Source organism: Citrobacter freundii complex sp. CFNIH4, assembly GCF_002934505.1.
Taxonomy (GTDB): domain Bacteria; phylum Pseudomonadota; class Gammaproteobacteria; order Enterobacterales; family Enterobacteriaceae; genus Citrobacter; species Citrobacter freundii.
The window spans coordinates 1,855,101-1,875,125 of the sequence record NZ_CP026231.1 but is presented as its reverse complement, the minus strand read 5'-3'; the positions used below and the strand labels follow the sequence as shown (position 1 = coordinate 1,875,125).

At 50.9% G+C, this 20,025-nt stretch carries 19 protein-coding genes; 12 read left to right on the top strand and 7 right to left on the bottom strand.

From position 1 onward, the window contains the following. Positions 1-125: 125 nt before the first annotated feature. On the top strand, positions 126-1,814 hold the full coding sequence (locus C2U41_RS09570; protein WP_003836088.1) for a methyl-accepting chemotaxis protein: 1,689 nt from the start codon (positions 126-128) through the stop codon (positions 1,812-1,814). 49 nt (positions 1,815-1,863) lie between these two features. Here the strand turns inward: C2U41_RS09570 and C2U41_RS09565 are convergent, their stop codons facing one another. Beyond that, positions 1,864-2,634 carry a hypothetical protein gene (locus C2U41_RS09565; RefSeq protein WP_103849151.1) on the bottom strand — a complete coding sequence of 257 codons (771 nt, stop codon included), beginning with the start codon at positions 2,632-2,634 and terminating at the stop codon, positions 1,864-1,866. Here C2U41_RS09565 and C2U41_RS09560 point away from each other — a divergent pair. Both C2U41_RS09560 and C2U41_RS09545 read left to right on the top strand, forming a co-directional pair. Continuing rightward, positions 2,633-3,613, top strand: coding sequence for an IS5-like element ISKpn26 family transposase (locus C2U41_RS09560; protein ID WP_032170067.1), 981 nt, complete (start codon positions 2,633-2,635; stop codon positions 3,611-3,613). The genes C2U41_RS09565 and C2U41_RS09560 overlap by 2 nt on opposite strands. A 287-nt stretch (positions 3,614-3,900) precedes the next feature. Next, positions 3,901-4,598 (top strand): IS1-like element IS1B family transposase gene (locus C2U41_RS09545; RefSeq protein ID WP_095033700.1). Its coding sequence is split into 2 segments (ribosomal slippage): positions 3,901-4,150 and positions 4,150-4,598, totalling 699 coding nucleotides; the frame shifts between segments, so codons are not numbered across the junction. Here C2U41_RS09545 and C2U41_RS09540 read toward each other — a convergent pair. Together C2U41_RS09540 and pcaQ are read right to left on the bottom strand one after the other, a co-directional pair. Further along, positions 4,592-5,050 carry a fimbrial protein gene (locus tag C2U41_RS09540; RefSeq protein ID WP_233901293.1) on the bottom strand — a complete coding sequence of 153 codons (459 nt, stop codon included), beginning with the start codon at positions 5,048-5,050 and terminating at the stop codon, positions 4,592-4,594. The genes C2U41_RS09545 and C2U41_RS09540 overlap by 7 nt on opposite strands. A 387-nt stretch (positions 5,051-5,437) precedes the next feature. After that, positions 5,438-6,361, bottom strand: a complete 924-nt coding sequence (gene pcaQ, locus C2U41_RS09535; RefSeq protein WP_003836104.1) for a pca operon transcription factor PcaQ — start codon at positions 6,359-6,361, stop codon at positions 5,438-5,440. A gap of 231 nt (positions 6,362-6,592) precedes the next feature. Here pcaQ and C2U41_RS09530 point away from each other — a divergent pair, with 231 nt between their 5' ends. The 4 genes from C2U41_RS09530 (at position 6,593) to C2U41_RS09510 (ending at position 11,200) form a co-directional block, all read left to right on the top strand. Beyond that, positions 6,593-7,495, top strand: a complete 903-nt coding sequence (locus tag C2U41_RS09530) for a manganese-dependent inorganic pyrophosphatase (protein WP_003020285.1) — start codon at positions 6,593-6,595, stop codon at positions 7,493-7,495. A gap of 120 nt (positions 7,496-7,615) precedes the next feature. Further along, positions 7,616-8,959, top strand: a complete 1,344-nt coding sequence (gene hglS / locus C2U41_RS09525) for a 2-oxoadipate dioxygenase/decarboxylase HglS (RefSeq protein WP_103848714.1) — start codon at positions 7,616-7,618, stop codon at positions 8,957-8,959. Positions 8,960-9,152: 193 nt separating this feature from the next. Then, positions 9,153-10,808: a glucan biosynthesis protein D gene (locus tag C2U41_RS09520; RefSeq protein WP_103848713.1), complete on the top strand. Its 1,656-nt coding sequence runs from the start codon at positions 9,153-9,155 to the stop codon at positions 10,806-10,808. 167 nt (positions 10,809-10,975) lie between these two features. Next, positions 10,976-11,200 (top strand): YdcH family protein, encoded by a 225-nt coding sequence (locus C2U41_RS09510; RefSeq protein WP_003020276.1) that lies wholly within the window; start codon positions 10,976-10,978, stop codon positions 11,198-11,200. 66 nt (positions 11,201-11,266) lie between these two features. Here C2U41_RS09510 and alr read toward each other — a convergent pair whose 3' ends face one another. Continuing rightward, the gene (alr, locus tag C2U41_RS09505; RefSeq protein WP_003020268.1) at positions 11,267-12,493 is read right to left on the bottom strand and encodes an alanine racemase; all 1,227 of its coding nucleotides are present in this window, start codon (positions 12,491-12,493) and stop codon (positions 11,267-11,269) included. A 218-nt stretch (positions 12,494-12,711) separates the two neighbouring features. Between alr and rimL the strand changes: the two genes are divergently transcribed. After that, positions 12,712-13,257, top strand: coding sequence for a 50S ribosomal protein L7/L12-serine acetyltransferase (gene rimL / locus C2U41_RS09500; protein WP_032935674.1), 546 nt, complete (start codon positions 12,712-12,714; stop codon positions 13,255-13,257). Here the strand turns inward: rimL and ydcK are convergent. After that, positions 13,249-14,229 (bottom strand): YdcK family protein, encoded by a 981-nt coding sequence (gene ydcK / locus C2U41_RS09495; protein ID WP_032935675.1) that lies wholly within the window; start codon positions 14,227-14,229, stop codon positions 13,249-13,251. The two genes, rimL and ydcK, sit on opposite strands and share 9 nt — an antisense overlap. Before the next feature lie 113 nt (positions 14,230-14,342). On the opposite strand from ydcK, the gene tehA reads away from it, so the two are divergent. From tehA to C2U41_RS09480, 3 genes are all read left to right on the top strand, one after another. Next, positions 14,343-15,344 (top strand): dicarboxylate transporter/tellurite-resistance protein TehA, encoded by a 1,002-nt coding sequence (gene tehA, locus C2U41_RS09490; protein ID WP_003020259.1) that lies wholly within the window; start codon positions 14,343-14,345, stop codon positions 15,342-15,344. Beyond that, a complete protein-coding gene (tehB, locus tag C2U41_RS09485; RefSeq protein WP_003836119.1) occupies positions 15,344-15,940 on the top strand; it encodes a tellurite resistance methyltransferase TehB in 597 nt (198 codons plus the stop codon). The genes tehA and tehB overlap by 1 nt, the downstream gene beginning before the upstream one ends. A 167-nt stretch (positions 15,941-16,107) precedes the next feature. Further along, entirely contained in the window at positions 16,108-16,779 is a 672-nt protein-coding gene (locus tag C2U41_RS09480) for a DUF3313 domain-containing protein (RefSeq protein WP_003020253.1), read from the top strand. Positions 16,780-16,816: 37 nt separating this feature from the next. Here C2U41_RS09480 and C2U41_RS09475 read toward each other — a convergent pair whose 3' ends face one another. Further along, a complete protein-coding gene (locus C2U41_RS09475) occupies positions 16,817-17,725 on the bottom strand; it encodes a DMT family transporter (RefSeq protein ID WP_003020250.1) in 909 nt (302 codons plus the stop codon). Between the two features lie 185 nt (positions 17,726-17,910). On the opposite strand from C2U41_RS09475, the gene C2U41_RS09470 reads away from it, so the two are divergent. Further along, positions 17,911-18,780, top strand: a complete 870-nt coding sequence (locus C2U41_RS09470) for an AraC family transcriptional regulator (protein WP_003836123.1) — start codon at positions 17,911-17,913, stop codon at positions 18,778-18,780. Here the strand turns inward: C2U41_RS09470 and C2U41_RS09465 are convergent. Continuing rightward, positions 18,763-19,929, bottom strand: coding sequence for a benzoate/H(+) symporter BenE family transporter (locus tag C2U41_RS09465; RefSeq protein WP_046670720.1), 1,167 nt, complete (start codon positions 19,927-19,929; stop codon positions 18,763-18,765). The two genes, C2U41_RS09470 and C2U41_RS09465, sit on opposite strands and share 18 nt — an antisense overlap. Positions 19,930-20,025 lie beyond the last annotated feature (96 nt).

The following is a 20,025-nucleotide window of genomic DNA, read 5'->3' as shown; positions in this document are numbered from 1 at the left end:
TTAGAATTATGTTGTGAAAGTGTGACGAATCCGGCGCTTTTCACGGTAAGTAAACTTCCCGGATTGCCGATGACTATCTAACGGGCGTGTTTTCACGCATAAACCCTACAAGAGAGTCGACGGTCATGGACAACACTACATCGATGCAAGCCCTGCATAAACTGGGCTTTCTGCATCAAATCCGGCTGGTTCCGCTGTTTTCCTCCATTCTCGGTGGCATCCTTCTGCTATTCGCCTTAAGTTCCGGGCTGGCAGGTTATTTTCTTATGCAGGCCGATCGCGATCAGCGCGATGTAACCGATGAGATTCAGGTCCGGATGGGGTTATCTAACAGCTCTAACCACTTACGCACCGCGCGCATCAACATGATCCATGCTGGTGCGGCGAGCCGTATTGCTGAAATGGATGACATGAAGGCCAATATTGCCGAGGCAGAAAAACGTATTAAGCAATCGCAGGACGGTTTCAATACTTATATGGCTCGTGCGGTGAAAACTACTGCCGGAGAGGCGTTAGACGCTGAACTGAGCGCCAATTTCAAAGCCTATATCGATGGCTTACAGCCTATGCTCAAGTACGCTAAAAACGGCATGTTCGAGGCGATCATCAACCATGAAAATGAACAGGCCAGACCGCTGGACTCTGCTTACAACAAGGTATTGTTAAAGGCGATCGATATTCGTACCGCCAGGGCGAATCAGTTAAGCGAACAGGCGCACCAACGTACACAGCTTGGCATGGCCTTTATGCTGGGGGCATTCGTTCTTGCGCTGGCACTGACCGTGATGACGTTTATTGTTCTGCGCCGTACCGTTATTCATCCTCTGTTACGTGCGGCCCAGCGCATTGAGCAAATTTCAGAAGGGGACCTGACAATGCCAGAGGAACCAACCGGGCGCAGCGAAATTGGGCGCCTGAGCCGTCATCTGCAGACAATGCAACGGTCGCTGGCGAAAACAGTGGGCACGGTACGTCAGGGCGCGGAAGAAATCTACCGCGGTACCAGTGAGATTTCGGCGGGTAATACCGATCTGTCTTCACGTACCGAACAACAGGCCGCGGCGATTGAACAAACGGCGGCCAGCATGGAAGAGCTGACGGCTACGGTGAAGCAAAACGCCGACAACGCGCATCATGCGAGTACGCTGGCGGAAGATGCGTCCGGCAAGGCCAGCCGGGGCGGTCAGATGGTCTCTGGTGTGGTGAAAACCATGGGCAATATCTCAACCAGCTCGAAGAAAATCTCTGAAATTACCGCCGTTATTAACAGCATTGCCTTCCAGACCAATATCCTGGCGCTGAACGCGGCGGTTGAGGCGGCGCGGGCAGGAGAGCAGGGGCGTGGGTTTGCAGTGGTGGCTAGTGAGGTGCGTACGCTGGCAAGCCGCAGCGCTCAGGCGGCAAAAGAGATAGAAGGATTGATCAGCGAATCTGTCCGACTGATTGACCAGGGCTCTGGAGAAGTCGTCGCGGCGGGCAATACGATGACGGATATTGTCGATGCGGTAAAACGCGTGACCGACATTATGCTGGAAATTGCGGCGGCCTCTGATGAACAAAGCCGGGGCATCGTCCAGGTAAGCCAGGCGATTTCAGAGATGGATAAGGTCACGCAGCAAAACGCCTCATTGGTTGAAGAAGCATCGGCTGCTGCGGCCTCTCTTGAAGAGCAGGCCGCACGCTTAACGGAAGCCGTCGGCACATTCCGTTTAACCGGGACAAGCGCAATTAGACGCGTTACACCTGCCGTTCATCCATCGGTTTCACTGCCAAAATCAAACACGGTAAATACGGATAACTGGGAAACATTCTGACAGGCCAGCCATCCGGTAATACGATCCTTTGTATTACCGGATTTACTATCTATTTGTACGTGGCACTAATAGTTCCCGCTGCGGTGAACGCGCCAGGGGTGTAGTCATCGCAGGTACTGTTATTGCTGGCGGAGGTGCAGGTGAGTAACCCGGCCATGGTGATATCTTTCGCCGTTACGATGGAACCAAAGTCGATGGACACTGAAGAAGTTGTGTCATTCGCCGACAGATATTGCCGGGACGATCCCTCGTAAGAAACCGCCACTCCCCGTCCGCCCGCTGCTGAGGTGCCAGTTGTGGTATTGGCGAGAATAGACAACCCGCTATTATCATAAGCCGCTTTGGTCGACGTCAGTTTAAGGGTAACCCCTGAAGCATTAACGCAGTTGCTATTTTTCAAGGTGAAGGTTTTTCGTGGTTTGTCATTACCCACATCGCCAAAGTCGATGGTGGTGGGGGATACGGATAAATTACAGGTTGGCGTGGCGAATTTTACGGTGAATGAAGATGCGTTTACTGTAGCGACAACCTGTTGACTACTTACATCTTCATTCCCTGCTTTAAACCTGCCTACTTCACCATTTATAACAGGATGCGCTTCACCATTACCTATTGAGGAAACCACCCCACGCTGCCAAACTTCGATGTATAATCCAACAGGAAAACCTCCTTCTGCGGCATTATCGATCTCACGTGTCCAACTCGTATTAGACGGAATGTAAGCTGTATAAGTAGCATTAATAGAATTAGGGAAGGTGCGAACAAGTTCCTGATATGAGATCATCATATTCATCCGGAGCGCATCCCAGAGGGACATCATGAGCCATCAACTCACCTTCGCCGATAGTGAATTCAGCACTAAGCGCCGTCAGACCCGAAAAGAGATTTTCCTCTCCCGCATGGAGCAGATTCTGCCATGGCAGAATATGACCGCTGTCATCGAGCCGTTTTATCCCAAGGCGGGCAATGGCCGACGGCCCTATCCGCTGGAGACCATGCTGCGTATTTACTGCATGCAGCATTGGTACAACCTGAGCGACGGTGCCATGGAAGATGCCCTGTACGAAATCGCCTCCATGCGCCTGTTTGCCCGATTATCCCTGGATAGCGCCCTGCCGGATCGCACCACCATCATGAATTTTCGCCACCTGCTCGAGCAGCATCAACTGGCCCGTCAATTGTTCAAGACCATCAATCGCTGGCTGGCCGAAGCAGGCGTCATGATGACCCAAGGCACTTTGGTGGATGCCACCATCATTGAGGCACCCAGCTCTACCAAGAACAAAGAGCAGCAACGCGATCCGGAGATGCATCAGACCAAGAAAGGCAATCAGTGGCACTTTGGCATGAAAGCCCACATTGGTGTCGATGCCAAGAGTGGCCTGACCCACAGCCTAGTTACCACCGCGGCCAACGAGCATGACCTCAATCAGCTGTGTAATCTGCTTCATGGAGAGGAGCAATTTGTCTCAGCCGATGCCGGCTACCAAGGAGCGCCACAGCGCGAGGAGCTGGCCGAGGTGGATGTTGACTGGCTGATCGCCGAGCGTCCCGGCAAGGTAAAAACCTTGAAGCAGCATCCGCGCAAGAACAAAACGGCCATCAACATCGAATACATGAAAGCCAGCATCCGTGCCAAGGTGGAGCACCCGTTTCGCATCATCAAGCGGCAGTTCGGCTTCGTGAAAGCCAGATACAAGGGGCTGCTGAAAAACGATAACCAACTGGCGATGTTATTCACCCTGGCCAACCTGTTTCGGGTGGACCAAATGATACGTCAGTGGGAGAGATCTCAGTAAAAACCGGAAATAACGCCAGAAATGGTGGAAAAAATAGCCTAAATAGGCTGATTCGATGTGTTTGCGGGAAAAAAATCGGCCCAGATCCGCGAAATTTTAATCAGCGAGTCAGCTTGGGAAGAAATGACCTGCTTATTCGCACCTTCCTTAGCTATGTAAATGTTATAATATATTCCAGGTATACTCGTTGGAAAAAAAACTCTGTTGTAGCTATATTTTGTACTACCACTGGGGTGATGCTGCCAACTTACTGATTTAGTGTATGATGGTGTTTTTGAGGTGCTCCAGTGGCTTCTGTTTCTATCAGCTGTCCCTCCTGTTCAGCTACTGACGGGGTGGTGCGTAACGGCAAAAGCACCGCCGGACATCAGCGCTATCTCTGCTCTCACTGCCGTAAAACATGGCAACTGCAGTTCACTTACACCGCTTCTCAACCCGGTACGCACCAGAAAATCATTGATATGGCCATGAATGGCGTTGGATGCCGGGCAACCGCCCGCATTATGGGCGTTGGCCTCAACACGATTTTCCGCCATTTAAAAAACTCAGGCCGCAGTCGGTAACCTCGCGCATACAGCCGGGCAGTGACGTCATCGTCTGCGCGGAAATGGACGAACAGTGGGGATACGTCGGGGCTAAATCGCGCCAGCGCTGGCTGTTTTACGCGTATGACAGGCTCCGGAAGACGGTTGTTGCGCACGTATTCGGTGAACGCACTATGGCGACGCTGGGGCGTCTTATGAGCCTGCTGTCACCCTTTGACGTGGTGATATGGATGACGGATGGCTGGCCGCTGTATGAATCCCGCCTGAAGGGAAAGCTGCACGTAATCAGCAAGCGATATACGCAGCGAATTGAGCGGCATAACCTGAATCTGAGGCAGCACCTGGCACGGCTGGGACGGAAGTCGCTGTCGTTCTCAAAATCGGTGGAGCTGCATGACAAAGTCATCGGGCATTATCTGAACATAAAACACTATCAATAAGTTGGAGTCATTACCGTGGCTTCAGATTGCGGTGTGGCTGATGTAAAATCGATAATGGTACTGGTTGCGGTATCTTCTACCTGGAAACCCGCATCTTTATCTCCTGCGGCAGCGTTTAACAATGCTTTGCTGGTGCTATTGTAATTACCGGTTGTTGAAAATTGCCCTTTTACTTTACCACCCGCTGGTTCAGTGGCGCAGTTTTTAACGGTGATCTGAAATTTGGTTTTCATCGCAGGACTACTGACAGCCGCTTGCATCGCAGGAACAGTGATATCTGGCAGTTTGACCTCTTTGGAAGCAGAAATACCATCAATACTGACATCACAGGTTGATGATGTAATATTTCCTGAAAAATCAATGTTTGCAGAATCAGAACCAGCCGCTTGGGCCTGAAAAGTAGCACCTGCGACCAGAAGCGTTACTGCGCTTAAACAATTAACAAATTTCACGTTATTTTCCTTAATAACAAATTAAATGGCGAAAACATTATATGTCGTGAGATTCTGACTGAATAGCGGGTGAAGCTGAGGTTAGTGTTTTTTAAGAATTTTTTTAGAGGTAATAGCTAATTATTTAATGTAATATGAAATTAACTTAATTGGATTGATTTTTTATTCTTCATTGAATTCCAAGGAGAAATTTTTAGATGTAAGTTTGTGTCGGGGATTTCGTCCGCCATTATTCGACAGAGATATCATCAATAATAAGTGTTGCTTAAATTGCTTTTAAGAAAAAATACGCTTTTAGCTGTGTTTTATGACGGTTTCACCGTCCATATATTGAACATTTACATGAATTGGGCCTGTAGGTACTAACAGGCCCAATCATCAATACGATTAAACAGGTACGGTTTTGCGTATTGCGGCGATAAGGATCTGCGCGGCCTGAGAGAGTTGCACATCGACACGAGTAAGAATCCCGATGGGTTCACCCGCCCCGTGGGTAGGTATCGGCAACGACACCAGCGTCGCCTGGCGTAAATCCTCTCTAACCGCACCTGAAGGGACAAACCATACATAGTCGTAATCAACCGTCAGTTGGCGGGAGAGCGATGCTGACAGTGTTTCAATGCAGCCAGGCGGCATTTTACAGCCCTGACTTTGCAACAATGCTTCTGCGTGCTGGCGAGGCGCGGTTCCTTTTGGCGAAACCACCACCGGCCACTCCATTACCCGACTTAACGTGATGGTTTCCTGCAACAACGGGTGGTTAGGGCGCACGACCAGTTTAAGTGATTCCAGAAACAACAATTCATAATTCAGACCGACCATCAATTCCGGATCGGCCATGCGACCAATGCCAAGGTCGATTTCCCCGGATTTTAAACCTGCCAGAATCATCGGGTTGCTCATGGTGGCGACTTGTAGCGTGGTCTCCATTTGCTGCTTGTGGAAAGGACCAATTACCGCAGGAAGAATGCCCAGTGCCGCGGTGGGTAAGGCCCCAATCCGTACGATATCAGTCTGCGATTCTTCGCGCTGATTTAACGCTTGTCCGGCAGTGTTGAGCGCATCCAGCACTCTTACCGCGTGGGTAAGAAACTGCTCTCCTGGCAGCGTTAACTGCGCGCCAAGGCGGCCACGCTCAAAGAGCCGGGTGCCGGTCAGTTGCTCCAGTTCATTTAGCGTTTTGGAGAGAGCCGGTTGACTCAGGTTAAGGGTCTCAGCCGCGCGCCCCAACGTTCCCTGCTGTGCAACGGCGACAAAAGTATGAAGATGGCGCAAGCGAATGCGCTGATTGAACAGAACATTTTTTTCCATAAGCGATGTTAAAAACAGAGCCGTATCGGTGACAAGTAAAGTTGTTTGTTTTTGATAACCTGATAGCAAAATATTATTAACATTTATCATGTTTTACTTACAACTGATTTATTTTGCTTATGTTTTGTACAGTGTTGCTGGGTGGTGGGATCATGGAAGGGAGTATGTTCAGTCGTTATACTTTGGTTATTGTTTACTTTTGAACGATTTCTCTTCACAAGGCACTGATGAATGATACATGTAATAGGGCACCTTAATCCCGATAGCGATGCCATCTGCACCGCCGCAATGACGGCTCGTTGGCTTAGTTTACGTGGCCAGCAGGCGACGGCATGGCGTTTGGGCGAGCCTAACCGCGAAACGCAGTTTATCTTTGAGCATGCGGGGCTGACGATGCCTGAACGGTTGACGTTTGAACTGACCGATCGTGATGTCTGGTTGGTCGATTTCACCGAGCCTGCCCAGGGGCCGGAATCGTTGACAGAAAGTAACGTGGTGGGAATTATCGATCATCACCGACTTGGTGGGTTAGTCACCCGTCTGCCACCGGAAGTGTGGGTGAAGCCCGTCGGCAGTAGCGCAACCCTGCTGTGGCAACTGATGACGGAAGATGAACGCAACCAGTTATCTTCCGCTGAGGCTATTTTACTGCTCGGCGCCGTATTGAGTGACACTGTCACGCTTCGTTCACCAACGACCACCACTGACGATCGCCTGGCGGTTGATGCGCTGGCCCAAAAAACCGGAGTGGATCTTGACGCTTTCAGTCGCGACCTGCTGTCAGCCAAAACAAGCGTGGAAGGGATGAGCGCCCGCGAACTTTTGCAGAAAGACATTAAAACCTTCACCATCCATGGACATTCAGTCTGTGTAGCGCAGCTTGAACTGTATGCGCTGCAACAGGTGGATGCGGTGCTGGACGATCTCCGTCAGGAAATGGCGCGCTATGCAGAGGAAAAGAATGCTGCGTTGGTCGTGCTGATGCTTACCGACATCAATTTGGGTGACACCAGCCTGTGGTTTGCTGGAGCAGAACTTTCAGACATCCCGCAACCCTGCAAGGTAGAAGGTATGCTTAGCCGTAAAAAACAGATGCTCCCCTGGCTGGAAAGTCATTTGAAACCCCGTCAGTAGGTACTGTTCATCATTTATATGGGTGGGAAGTTTACGCGGGGTCACACTTTGTAAATTCTTCCCACCGGAGTCAGCGGTGTTTTCTACACTCCAGGTAATATTCACTGGAGGCATGACATTATGGCGAACACCATCACGGCAGATGAGATTCGGGAACAATTTTCGCAGGCAATGTCAGCAATGTACCAGCAGGAAGTCCCGCAATACGGCACGTTGCTGGAACTTGTCGCTGATGTGAATCTGGCGGTACTGGAAAATAATCCGACGCTGCATGAAAAACTGGCGAATGCTGATGAACTGGTCCGGCTAAACGTTGAGCGCCATGGCGCTATTCGAGTGGGTACCGCGCAGGAGCTTTCTACGCTGCGCCGAATGTTTGCCGTTATGGGCATGTATCCGGTGAGTTATTACGATCTCTCCCAGGCAGGCGTCCCCGTACATTCCACAGCCTTTCGTCCCATCGACGATGCCTCGCTATCGCGCAACCCGTTTCGGGTATTCACCTCGTTATTACGGCTCGAACTAATCGAAAACGCCGCGCTGCGGCAAAAAGCCGCTGAGATCCTCGCGAAACGCGATATTTTCACTCGCCGTTGTCACGAGCTGCTGGATGAATTTGATGCGCAGGGCAGTTTTACATCTGAACAGGCGCAAGAGTTTGTGCATGAAGCGCTGGAAACATTCCGCTGGCATCAGCACGCCACGGTCGATGAAGAGACCTATCACGCATTGCATAACGAACACAGGCTGATTGCTGATGTAGTGTGTTTCCCCGGTTGCCATATCAACCACCTGACGCCGCGTACGCTGGATATCGACCGGGTGCAGTCGATGATGCCGGAATGCGGCATTGAACCGAAAATACTGATTGAAGGGCCGCCACGCCGCGAGGTGCCCATTTTATTACGTCAGACGAGTTTCAAAGCGCTGGAAGAACCGGTGTTGTTTGCCGGTGAAATGCGCGGCACTCACACGGCACGTTTCGGTGAAATCGAACAGCGCGGTGTGGCCCTGACGCCGAAAGGCAGAGCGTTATACGACGAATTGCTGAATAAAGCGGGAACGGGGAAAGACAATCTGACGCACCAGTTACATCTTCAGGAGGTGTTCAAGGCGTTCCCGGACAGTGAGTTTCTGCTGCGCCAGCAGGGACTCGCCTGGTTTCGTTATCGGCTGACGCCATCAGGCGAAGCGCATCGCCAGGCAATCCGTCCGGATGACGACCCGCAACCGCTCATTGAGCGAGGGTGGCTGGTTGCGCAACCCATCACTTACGAAGATTTTTTACCGGTGAGCGCCGCAGGGATTTTCCAGTCCAATCTGGGGAATGAAACGCAGGCTCGCAGCCGCGGGAATTCCAGCCGCGACGCGTTTGAACAGGCGATGGGTTGCGCGGTTTATGATGAGTTTGCGCTGTATCAGGAGGCGCAAGAGCGAAGTAAACGTCGGTGTGGTTTACTTTAATGGAATTTACATGGGATTCGGTCTGTTCCCATCGACATAAAATATTTTCGATTTTGTACAGATAATCGGCGACCAACAATTGGATTATTAATGAATTTTGTCTAGAGTGAGCGGTCAGAAATGTGCACTCTCTTGCCGCTGATTTTGACCGGCGCGGGACCATTTACACGACCAGAAGGACTCACTTTCAGGCATGAATCGCAGACGATTTATTAAAGGTTCAATGGCAATGGCCGCCGTGTGCGGAACCAGTGGTATTGCATCACTCTTTTCCCGCGCCGCCTTTGCGGCAGAGTCTGACATTGCAGACGGAAAAACCGTACGTTTTGATTTTTCCGTTCTGCAATCGATGGCCCATGACTTAGCACAGAAACCCTGGGGCGGCGCACCGCGCGCGTTACCGGACACGCTGGCGAAACTGACGCCGCAGGCCTACAACAGCATTCAATATGACGCAGAGCAGTCTCTGTGGAATAACGTTGAAAATCGTCAGCTTGATGCGCAGTTCTTCCACGTGGGAATGGGTTTTCGTCGCCGTGTACGCATGTTCTCGGTTGATGGCAGTACGCATATGGCGCGTGAAATTCACTTCCGTCCGGAACTGTTTAAATATAACGATGCGGGCGTGGATACCAAACAGCTGGAAGGGCAGACTGACCTCGGATTCGCCGGGTTCCGTGTTTTTAAAGCGCCAGAACTGGCCCGCCGCGATGTCGTTTCTTTCCTGGGGGCCAGCTATTTCCGCGCCGTGGATGACACCTATCAGTACGGTTTATCGGCCCGCGGTCTGGCGGTAGATACCTACACCGACAGCAAAGAAGAGTTTCCTGATTTCACCTCTTTCTGGTTCGAGACGGTTAATCCGGGCGCAACCTCCTTTACCGTGTATGCACTTCTCGACAGCCCAAGCGTAACCGGTGCATTCAAGTTCGTGATCCACTGCGAGAAAACGCAGGTGATTATGGATGTACAAAACCACATCTATGCGCGCAAAGACATCAAACAGCTCGGCATTGCGCCGATGACCAGCATGTTCAGCTGCGGCAACAATGAGCGTCGGATGTGCGACACTGTTCACCCGCAAATTCATGACTCCGATCGTCTGGCGATGTGGCGGGGCAATGGCGAGTGGATATGCCGCCCGCTGAATAACCCGCAAAAGCTGCAGTTCAACGCCTATACCGATAACAACCCGAAAGGGTTTGGCTTGCTGCAACTCGATCGCGACTTCTCCCATTACCAGGACATCATGGGCTGGTATAACAAGCGTCCAAGCCTGTGGGTCGAACCGCGAAACCAGTGGGGCAAGGGGACCATCGGCCTGATGGAGATCCCGACGACCGGCGAAACGCTGGATAACGTTGTCTGCTTCTGGCAGCCTGAGAAGAAGATCAAAGCCGGCGATGAGCTGGAATTCAAATATCGCCTGTACTGGAGCGCTCAGCCGCCGGTGCGTTCACCGCTGGCTCGCGTGATGGCGACCCGGACAGGCATGGGCGGTTTTCCGGAAGGATGGGCACCGGGCGAGCACTACCCGGAAAAATGGGCGCGCCGTTTTGCCGTTGATTTTGTTGGTGGCGATCTAAAAGCTGCTGCGCCGAAAGGCATTGAACCGGTGATTACGCTCTCAAGCGGTGAAGCGAAACAGATTGAGATCCTCTACGTGGAACCAATCGACGGTTATCGCATTCAGTTTGACTGGTATCCGACCTCTGACTCAACCGATCCGGTAGATATGCGTATGTTCCTGCGTTGTCAGGGTGACGCCATCAGCGAAACCTGGCTGTATCAGTACTTCCCACCAGCGCCGGATAAACGTCAGTACGTTGACGACCGCGAGATGCGTTAATCACTCTCTTTACGGCTCTCCTGATGGGGAGCCGTATCTGCATTCATCCTCATAACGACTCTGTACACTATTTACTCGATCCTGTTCGCATTTTTCTGTATGGCAAATGGGTACTCTGTGAGTGTGTATTTCTTATACACGTTCTTGTCCACTAACAGGGAGAAAGTATGTTTCCAGAATACAGAGACCTTATTTCCCGACTGAAATCCGAGAACCCTCGCTTTCTGTCCTTATTCGAAAAACACAACAGCCTTGATCATGAGATCTCCAGACTGGAAGGTTCGGATGGTCGGGGGTATAGCTTGGACATTGTTCGTCTTAAGAAACAGAAACTCCACCTGAAGGAAGATTTGCTCAAAATTTTGCAAAGAGAGAGTGTCAGTGAGAGCTAAGTAGAATGGCGCTTGCTGTGTAAAAGGGCTTCCAGCGAGAAAAGGAAGCCCTTCCTGTTTTAGGTGTTAATCGACCATCACGCGTTTGTTCGTCGCCCCCCAGAGGATCGACATTTCAGTGAACAGCGCGCCGCTAATTTCTTCGACTTCTTCTGCGCTAACCTGCGCATTTCCCTGTTTACCGAACAGCACCACTTCATCGCCAGATGCAACCTGCGGTAAATCGGTCACATCGACGATCACGGTATTCATGGATGTTTTACCCAGTACCGGAACCCGCTGGCCGCGGATCAGCACGTGTCCCGCGTTACTGAATACACGGCGATAACCATCGGCATAACCTGTCGGGATATTGGCCAGAACGGAATCACGTTTAAGGGTATAGGTTCTGTCATATCCGACGGTGTTTCCTTTGGGGTAATGGTTTACCGACGCGATGGCGGATTTAAATGTCATGACGCGTTTGTATTCGGTGCTGGCGATGGTATCGCCATAAAAAATACCGCCAACACGAACCATGTCGAGCCAGGATTCTGGAACGGTCAGGGTGGCGAACGTATTCGCGACATGCAGGGTGACATCTTCGCGCTTAAGCCCGGTAATTTTCAGTACCTGGGCCGATTGCGTGTTGAAACGGGCCAGATCGCGTCTAACCACCGCAGCATCTTCTTCCGGGAAATGCGACATGATGCCAACAATTTTCAGGCCGGGTAATGCGGAAATGGCGCGGGCTTCTTCCAGACCTGCAGCGGTACTGACTTCCAGACCGTTACGCGACATACCGCCAGAGTTCAGTGCCAGATGAATACGAATGATTTTACCTTTCTCCTGAGCAATGGCACTCAGACGCTTAGCCATATCCAGATTACCGATCAGCTCTTCGGTATCGAAGTCCGCTGCCTGGCGCATCTCTTTTTCCGTCGCGTTGCGAACGCGCATGAGCTGTGATGTATAGCCTGACTGGCGAACGGTTCTAATCTCCTCATTGCTGGCGATGCCAATACATTGCACGCCGTTTTGCATCATCACCGGTGTTACCAGTGAGAGATCGTGGCCATACGCGTCTCCTTTAAGAATGGCGCACATCCGGGTTTTATCTGCCAGCAGTTGCTGAACTTTATGAATGTTATATTCCAGTGCGCTACGGGAAATTTCCAGCGTGGTATTATCCACGACCTGTTGCTGATTGACTGCAAAGGGAACGGGGCCTGCTTGAGTGGAGGAAACGGGTTGGTGACAGGCGGTAATCAGTAAAAGCGGAATAAGTGCTAAACGACCCAAAGGTGCTGCCATGCTTGCTCCTTAGCAATAAAGTGAAAGTGTTATTGTCATCATTACGGTCTATCCATGAGGGGATACCCGGATCACCAGAGTAACGGGTTCCACGCCAGAGATTCTTTCTAAGTGATTGCTGTTACAGCATAAAAATAAGACTTCCCCGACTCTAAACAGAGTAATATCGGCTACTGCCAGTCAGAAATGCCCCGTTTACGATTGCAAAGGAGATAAACATGTCAGAAATAATAATCGTTAGTGACGCGCTGGAACTGCGTGCCGTCGAAGAACAACACGTCCCCCCTCTGCATCAGTTGGTGCTTAAAAATAAAGTCTGGCTCCAGCAGTCGCTGAACTGGCCGCAGTTTGTGACTTCTGTGGAGGACACCCGCAAGAATGTGCAGGGCAATATGATGTTGCACCAGCGCGGCTACGCCAAAATGTTCCTTATTTTCGAACAAGGGGAGGTGGCTGGCGTTATCTCGTTTAACCAGATAGAACCGCTGAACAGAGCCGCTTATATTGGTTATTGGTTGGACGAAGATCACCAGGGCAAAGGTATTCTGTCTCAGGCGCTACAGGCATTGATTCAGCATTATGCGCAGCGCCAGGAGATTCGCCGCTTCGTGATTAAATGTCGTGTAGATAACGTCAAGAGCAACCAGGTGGCGTTGCGTAATGGCTTCCAACTGGAAGGATGCTTACGACAAGCGGAGTTCCTCAATGGCGATTACTATGATGTGAATCTCTATGCCCGCATCATTGATGACTCTTCAGAATAAACCGGCGATAGGGGTGCGCGTAATACGTTGTTCGCCGTTGATCACTTTTGGCCCGCGCAGATGGATCGCATCGCCATCAAAGGCTTCAACTTGGGCCTGACCGGTTATCTCAATATGATGCTCGATCAGCACTTCACCCAGAATACAGGCGTGGCCTTCAATCAGGATGTGCCCATCCAGCAGAATTGGGCCGCCGCGTAATTTTGCATGCCCCCCGACCAGCACATGGTGCTTCAGCACACAGTTACCTTCAACCTCCGCGTGTTCCGCCACCTGCGAGCTATAGCGCAGGGTAGGAATGGCGTCTTCATCAGTTCCGGCGATGACACGCGCATGTCCATAGACTTTAGCGCAATCGCAGATCCAGACATTATTCTCTTCGTTACCTTCTACCCGTGCAAAATCAAAAACTTCAGCCCGATGTTCTATAAAGGCATAGTTGATAATTGCATCACCATAGATCTGCACCTGATGCACCACGCGTGAATTGCTGACTGTCGCCCGATCGTAAATTTGCAGGAGCTGGTCGTTTTCACGAGTAAGTCCTTTGGCGGCGATAATTTCAGAGTCACACACAACGCGCGCATCACCGCAGAGAAGGCACTCACCGCGAACAACAGAATCCCGAATGGTGACGTTGTCACGTATTTGCGCGTTATGGCTGATTTCTGCTCGGTCAATCCAGGCGGCATCACCAATCTGCGCGCCATCTCTGACCACGCTTGCCTGTGTAATACGGGCATTTCCGGATATCGTCGCGCCGGAAAACGCGAGCGCATTCTCATCGTAAATCCAGCAATCGCCACTTTGCGAAAGCACGCTTTCATCATCAATCCAGCCACCGAGCGTACCGGCTTTAACATCATTAAAATCAATGAGCGCAATTATCTGGCGTAGTAATACGCTCTTTTTATTGCCATTATCCTGGTAACTAAAGGCGCGAGGTTCATCGCCCAGACGATATTTGGTCATAGCTCATTTCCATGTTGCGCACCTTAGTTAAACGTAGCAAAGTTTTCCGTACTGGCTAAATTCGTGGAAATTCCATAAAATGCATTTCAAATATACTTTAAAAAATAAACAAAATGAGTAAGAGCAAGCAAAGTGAGCGAGTCCTCAATCTTCCGGCCGGTTATTTTGGCATGGTACTGGGCATCATCGGGATGGGGTTCGCGTGGCGATATGCCAGCCAGGTATGGCCTGTAAGCCACTGGATTGGCGACGGTTTAGTGATCCTTGCGATGGTCATCTGGGGATTGTTGACGCTGGCCTTTATTAGTCGTTTACTGCGTTTTCCTCATAGCGTACTGGCGGAAATTCGTCATCCGGTGATGAGCAGTTTTGTCAGTCTGTTTCCGGCTACAACGATGCTGGTCGCGATTGGTTTTGTCCCGTGGTATCGACCGCTGGCGATTGTGTTGTTCAGCATCGGCGTGGTGATACAGCTGGCGTATGCGGCCTGGCAAACGGCTGGATTATGGCGTGGCGAGCACCCGGAAGAGGCCACCACACCGGGTCTGTATCTGCCAACCGTTGCCAATAACTTTATCAGCGCCATGGCCTGTGGTGCGCTTGGCTTCAACGATGCCGGATTGGTGTTTTTGGGCGCAGGGGTATTTTCCTGGCTCAGTCTCGAGCCGGTTATTCTGCAGCGTTTACGAAGCTGCGGCGAGCTGCCGACGGTTTTACGGACTTCACTTGGTATACAACTGGCGCCTGCGCTGGTCGCCTGTAGCGCGTGGCTTAGTGTGAACGGTGGCGAGGGAGATACGTTAGCCAAAATGCTGTTCGGCTATGGTCTGTTGCAACTTCTGTTTATGCTACGCCTGATGCCGTGGTATTTGTCACAGCCGTTTAATGCGTCTTTCTGGAGCTTCTCGTTCGGCGTGTCGGCACTGGCGACTACGGGGCTGCATTTAGGGCACGGCAGCGAGTCAGGCTTTTTTCATACGCTGGCGATCCCGCTGTTTATTTTTACCAATTTTATCATTGCGCTATTACTGATACGTACGTTTGCATTGCTGATGCAGGGAAAACTGCTTATTCGCACCGAACGTGCTGCATTACTGAAATCTGAGGATAAATAATGATCCGTTGTGACGAAAACTACTTTACTGAGAAATATGATTTGACCCGCACGCATTCCGATGTCGTCGACGCGGCGAAAATTGTTGCCCCGGGCAAAACGTTAGATCTGGGCTGCGGGAATGGCCGTAACAGTCTGTACCTGGCGGCCAACGGTTATGACGTTACCGCATGGGACAAGAATCCGATGAGCATCGCCAATCTGGAACGCATTAAAAACGCGGAAGGGCTGACTAATCTGCACGCTGAGGTGGCGGATCTCAATGCGCTAAACTTTGACGGTGAATATGATTTTATTCTTTCTACCGTGGTGATGATGTTCCTGGACGCGAAAACCATCCCGGGCCTGATTGAAAATATGCAGCGCTGCACCAATCCTGGTGGGTATAACCTGATCGTCGCGGCAATGGATACCGATGATTTTCCGTGCACCGTTGGGTTCCCGTTTGCGTTTAAAACAGGGGAGTTACGCCGTTACTACACAGGTTGGGATCTGCTGAAATATAACGAAGACGTAGGTGAGCTTCATCGTACGGATGAGCACGGCAACCGAATTAAACTACGCTTTGCAACAATGCTGGCGCGTAAAACGGTCTGACCTGCCCATTTGTGATAACTCTTTCTACGTACAGCATTTTTTTGTGCTGAATATTAAGAAAACGTTAAGATAAAATTGTGCGGGCCTTACCATTTTTAGTTCATCCAAAATGATTTCCTTTTGCTATTATTTCAGATGCATATCTGCAAATACTAAGGGATCGTTCCATGCGTGCTCAAACTTTATTTAAAGTTGCAGTGCTTACGGGTTTACTGGCGTTATCAGGCTGTGCTTCAAAAATAACGCAGCCTGATAAATATTCAGGTTTTTTAAAAGATTACTCCGGCCTGAAGGAAACAAAATCTGCAACCGGACAGCCGGTGCTGCGTTGGGTTGATCCCAACTTTAATGAGTCTAAATACGATAACATCGTTTATAACCCGATCACGTATTATCCGGTTCCTAAACCAACCACCCAGGTCGGTCAGCAGGTTCTTGATAAGCTGTTGAGCTATACCAATACCCAAATGAAAACTGCCCTGGCAAAACGTAAACCGCTGGTTACGACGCCAGGCTCGCGCAGTCTGATTTTCCGCGGGGCAATCACCGGTGTTGCTACCAGCAAAGAAGGGCTGCAGTTCTATGAAGTGGTCCCGGTTGCACTGCTCGTTGCGGGTACGCAAATGGCGACGGGGCACCGTACCATGGATACGCACCTCTTTTTCGAAGGTGAGTTGATTGATGCGGCAACCAATAAACCTGTCATTAAAGTTGTACGTCAGGGTGAAGGCAAAGACCTGAACAACGAAAGTACGCCGATGGCGTTCGAAACGTTGAAGAAAGTTGTTGATGACATGGCGACTGATGCTTCCATGTTTGACGTAAACAAAAAACAATAATAACGAAGAACGCACCATCCCTGGATGGTGCGTTTTTTTATGCCGCCCGGCGACGATATACGAGTTTACCCATCAGCGTTTCTGGTCGGGCAAACATCACCAGATTCCCCAGCAAAATCAATACTAATCCCACAATCGCATTAACCTGCCAGACATACCCTTCATACAACGTAGACAGCGTTAGCGCCACCAGTGGAAAAAGCAGTGTACTGTATGCCGCTTTACTGGGACCAATGCGTCCGACCAGCGTGAAATAGGCGCCGAAGGCGATTACCGAACCAAAAATAGCCAGATACAACAGCGCACTGAGATAACTGAAGGTCCACTGTGGCGTGAAGCTGTCGCCGCGCACCAGCGCAATGGTAGCAATCAACACGGTGCCGTACAGCATCGCCCAACTGTTGGTGGTCATCACCTCGAGACCTTTTTTCTGATGACGCAGACTTATCATATTGCCCAGTGAGAAACCAAAAGTGCCGAGGGCGCTTAAACCAATCCCCAGCAGCAGCGAGTGATTCAACCCGCTGTTGACCAAATCCTGCCAGAACAAGGTGACAATACCTGTCAGCCCCAGCCCGGCGGCAACATAAAAGCGTCCTGGTGGTTTTTGACCAAAAAACAGGTAGCTATTAACCGCATTGAACAGGACCGCCATCGAGAAAATGACGGATTCGAGACCGGTATTGATCCACGCAGCGGCAGTGTAAAAACACCAGAAGTTAAAGCAAAAAACGCATCCACCTTGTAACAGACAAAACAGATGATCGCGTCCGGAAAGCTTACGCAATTTCCCGCTGATCAGCAGGATGGCTATCATCACGGTGCTGGCGATGGCAAAGCGCCAGAAGATGGAAACCGGCGCCGCAACCGGGCCTTGTTGCAGGTAAATCGCAATCCATGTCGTTCCCCAAATCACCACCACCAGGCAGTACAACAGTCCGTTCATACAACTCTCTCTTTTTGGTCTTCAGGCGCACACTGTGCCACGTCGGGTAGCAAGGGGCTTTCATCGGCTTGCGCTGGACTTGCAAAATCTTGCGCTTTTTTTAGTGTAAAGGTGAAAAGGAAGCTGTTAACGATATGTAGCTGATATAGACTGAAAGCCTGCTAACTTATTTTGAATGTGATGGTATGTCTCAGCCCTATGGTGCCTTTGAAAACTTACGCAAACACAATGCCGTGCTGCACGAGTCGGTTGCGTTACATTCGGGGATCCAACTGGCTGCCTGGTCAAACAAGCGCGACACCATTACCCAGTATTGCGATCACCACACGCTCAGTTTATACATCGCGGATGGCTACGAGAGTTATCACAAAACGGCGGGAGGCTGGAAGAATGGCGGCGGACCGGATCGTTTTTGCCTGATGCCAAAAGAGAGTGAGTCCAGTTGGGATATTCGTGACGATCTTTCCTTTGTTCATCTCTATTGTACCGACGCTCACCTGCGCGAAGTGGGTGAAAAAGTCTGGGACAAAAGCCCTTATAGCTTCACGCTGGACGAGCATACTTTTGGCAGCGATCCGGGGATCACGGCGGTTTACCGTCAGTTTTTGCTTGGTAACGACTGGCTGCAACCCGCTAATCACCTCACGCTTAGCGCGGCATCTTCACTACTGTTAACGCATCTGATCCAGCATTACAGCAACGTTCAATGGCGACTTCCCGTTGTCACCGGAGGACTTGCGCCTGCCACCTTGCGTAACGTGCTGGCCTATATTGAAGCACATCTGGCGTATCCCATAACGTTGAGCGATCTGGCTGGTGAAGCAGCGCTAAGCGAATTCCATTTTGCTAGAATGTTTCGCCAGTCGATGAATATGGCGCCGCATCAGTACGTCATGCAACGCCGTATGGCGCTAGCGCAGCAACTGGTCTGTTATTCATCACGCAGCCTGTCGGATATTGCAATGGCCTGCGGATTTAGTTCGGCGAGTCATTTCAGTAACCGGTTTAAACAAGTGACAGGTAAAACACCAACGCAGCTACGCGCGGCGAAATAACGTCAACACTGCGTAGCAAATACCGCCGACAACCAGCCCCCAGAATGCAGACCCAATGCCAAATACCGTCAGACCACTGGCCGTAACCAGAAAAGTCACGATGGCCGCATCGCGTTCAGCTTCATTATGTAAGGCTTGATATAAACTACCGCTAATCGTGCCGAGTAATGCAAGACCAGCAAGCATCTGGATCCAGCTTACGGGCAGGGCTGCCATCAGTCCTGTAACCGAACCGCCAAACACCCCAGCCAGAAGATAGAAGACGCCTGCTGCCGCTGCGGCGAGCCAGCGTCGATTTGCATCCGGATGCGCTTCAGGACTTTGGCAAATTGCGGCGGTTATGGCGGCGATGCAGATGGAATAGACGCCAAAAGGTGAAAATAGCAGCGCCAGTAGACCCGTAAAAACAATCAGAGGGGAAACGGGTAACGAATATCCTGATGCTTTCATGGTCGCAATACCGGGGGCATTTTGCGAAGCCATAGTGACCAGAAATAACGGTAGTGCAATGCTGATACTGTGGGGTAATGAAAAGTGCGGGGTAATAAACGCTGGGATAACCGGTGACAGATTAACATCATTAGTGACAATGTCACCTTTCATCAAGGCGATGGCAATACCCACTAACATCGCAGCGATAACGGCATATCTTGGGGCAATAACTTTTAGCACCAGCCATGCCACCAGCATACTACCGCACAAAATAAGCTCACTGTTCAGGCTATCAAATGCCTGCAAACCAAAACGCAGTAAGATCCCAGCCAACATGGCTGATGCCAGCGAGTGGGGAATGATTTTCATCAGGCGGGCAAACAGTCCGGTTACGCCGCACAGCACAATCAGCGCGTTAGCCACGATAAAAACGCCGATGGCATCCTGAATAGATACCCCGTGCAGGCCCGTCACCAGCAGCGCGGCACCGGGCGTTGACCATGCGGTAAGTACAGGAGCGCGATACCACAATGTCAGCACCAGCGTACTGACCCCCATTGCTAACCCCAGTGCGGTCATCCAACCTGCAATTTGCCCGGTAGTCGCACCTGCGGCGAGTGCCGCTTGCCAGATAATGGCCGCCGAACTGGCATAGCCAACCAGGACCGCCACAAAACCCGATAATACAGTGGGCAGGGGGATGGAGAATGCACGCATATTCACTCCGTGTGCGTTATAACGGTCAATCACTGTAGCACTGTGCGTTATAGCGTACAAGTGCTAAACTGTAGCCCCGAGTAAGGAGAGCGACGA

What these genes read in the sequence shown, in the direction of transcription:
- tehB (WP_003836119.1), top strand. Translation starts at nt 15,344, where the DNA reads ATGATCCGTTGTGACGAAAACTACTTTACTGAGAAATATGATTTGACC.
- C2U41_RS09530 (WP_003020285.1), top strand. Translation starts at nt 6,593, where the DNA reads ATGATACATGTAATAGGGCACCTTAATCCCGATAGCGATGCCATCTGC.
- C2U41_RS09520 (WP_103848713.1), top strand. Translation starts at nt 9,153, where the DNA reads ATGAATCGCAGACGATTTATTAAAGGTTCAATGGCAATGGCCGCCGTG.
- tehA (WP_003020259.1), top strand. Translation starts at nt 14,343, where the DNA reads ATGAGTAAGAGCAAGCAAAGTGAGCGAGTCCTCAATCTTCCGGCCGGT.
- C2U41_RS09510 (WP_003020276.1), top strand. Translation starts at nt 10,976, where the DNA reads ATGTTTCCAGAATACAGAGACCTTATTTCCCGACTGAAATCCGAGAAC.
- C2U41_RS09565 (WP_103849151.1), bottom strand. Translation starts at nt 2,634, where the DNA reads ATGATGTCCCTCTGGGATGCGCTCCGGATGAATATGATGATCTCATAT.
- C2U41_RS09475 (WP_003020250.1), bottom strand. Translation starts at nt 17,725, where the DNA reads ATGAACGGACTGTTGTACTGCCTGGTGGTGGTGATTTGGGGAACGACA.
- C2U41_RS09560 (WP_032170067.1), top strand. Translation starts at nt 2,633, where the DNA reads ATGAGCCATCAACTCACCTTCGCCGATAGTGAATTCAGCACTAAGCGC.
- C2U41_RS09470 (WP_003836123.1), top strand. Translation starts at nt 17,911, where the DNA reads ATGTCTCAGCCCTATGGTGCCTTTGAAAACTTACGCAAACACAATGCC.
- alr (WP_003020268.1), bottom strand. Translation starts at nt 12,493, where the DNA reads ATGGCAGCACCTTTGGGTCGTTTAGCACTTATTCCGCTTTTACTGATT.
- C2U41_RS09480 (WP_003020253.1), top strand. Translation starts at nt 16,108, where the DNA reads ATGCGTGCTCAAACTTTATTTAAAGTTGCAGTGCTTACGGGTTTACTG.
- rimL (WP_032935674.1), top strand. Translation starts at nt 12,712, where the DNA reads ATGTCAGAAATAATAATCGTTAGTGACGCGCTGGAACTGCGTGCCGTC.
- pcaQ (WP_003836104.1), bottom strand. Translation starts at nt 6,361, where the DNA reads ATGGAAAAAAATGTTCTGTTCAATCAGCGCATTCGCTTGCGCCATCTT.
- ydcK (WP_032935675.1), bottom strand. Translation starts at nt 14,229, where the DNA reads ATGACCAAATATCGTCTGGGCGATGAACCTCGCGCCTTTAGTTACCAG.
- hglS (WP_103848714.1), top strand. Translation starts at nt 7,616, where the DNA reads ATGGCGAACACCATCACGGCAGATGAGATTCGGGAACAATTTTCGCAG.
- C2U41_RS09465 (WP_046670720.1), bottom strand. Translation starts at nt 19,929, where the DNA reads ATGCGTGCATTCTCCATCCCCCTGCCCACTGTATTATCGGGTTTTGTG.
- C2U41_RS09570 (WP_003836088.1), top strand. Translation starts at nt 126, where the DNA reads ATGGACAACACTACATCGATGCAAGCCCTGCATAAACTGGGCTTTCTG.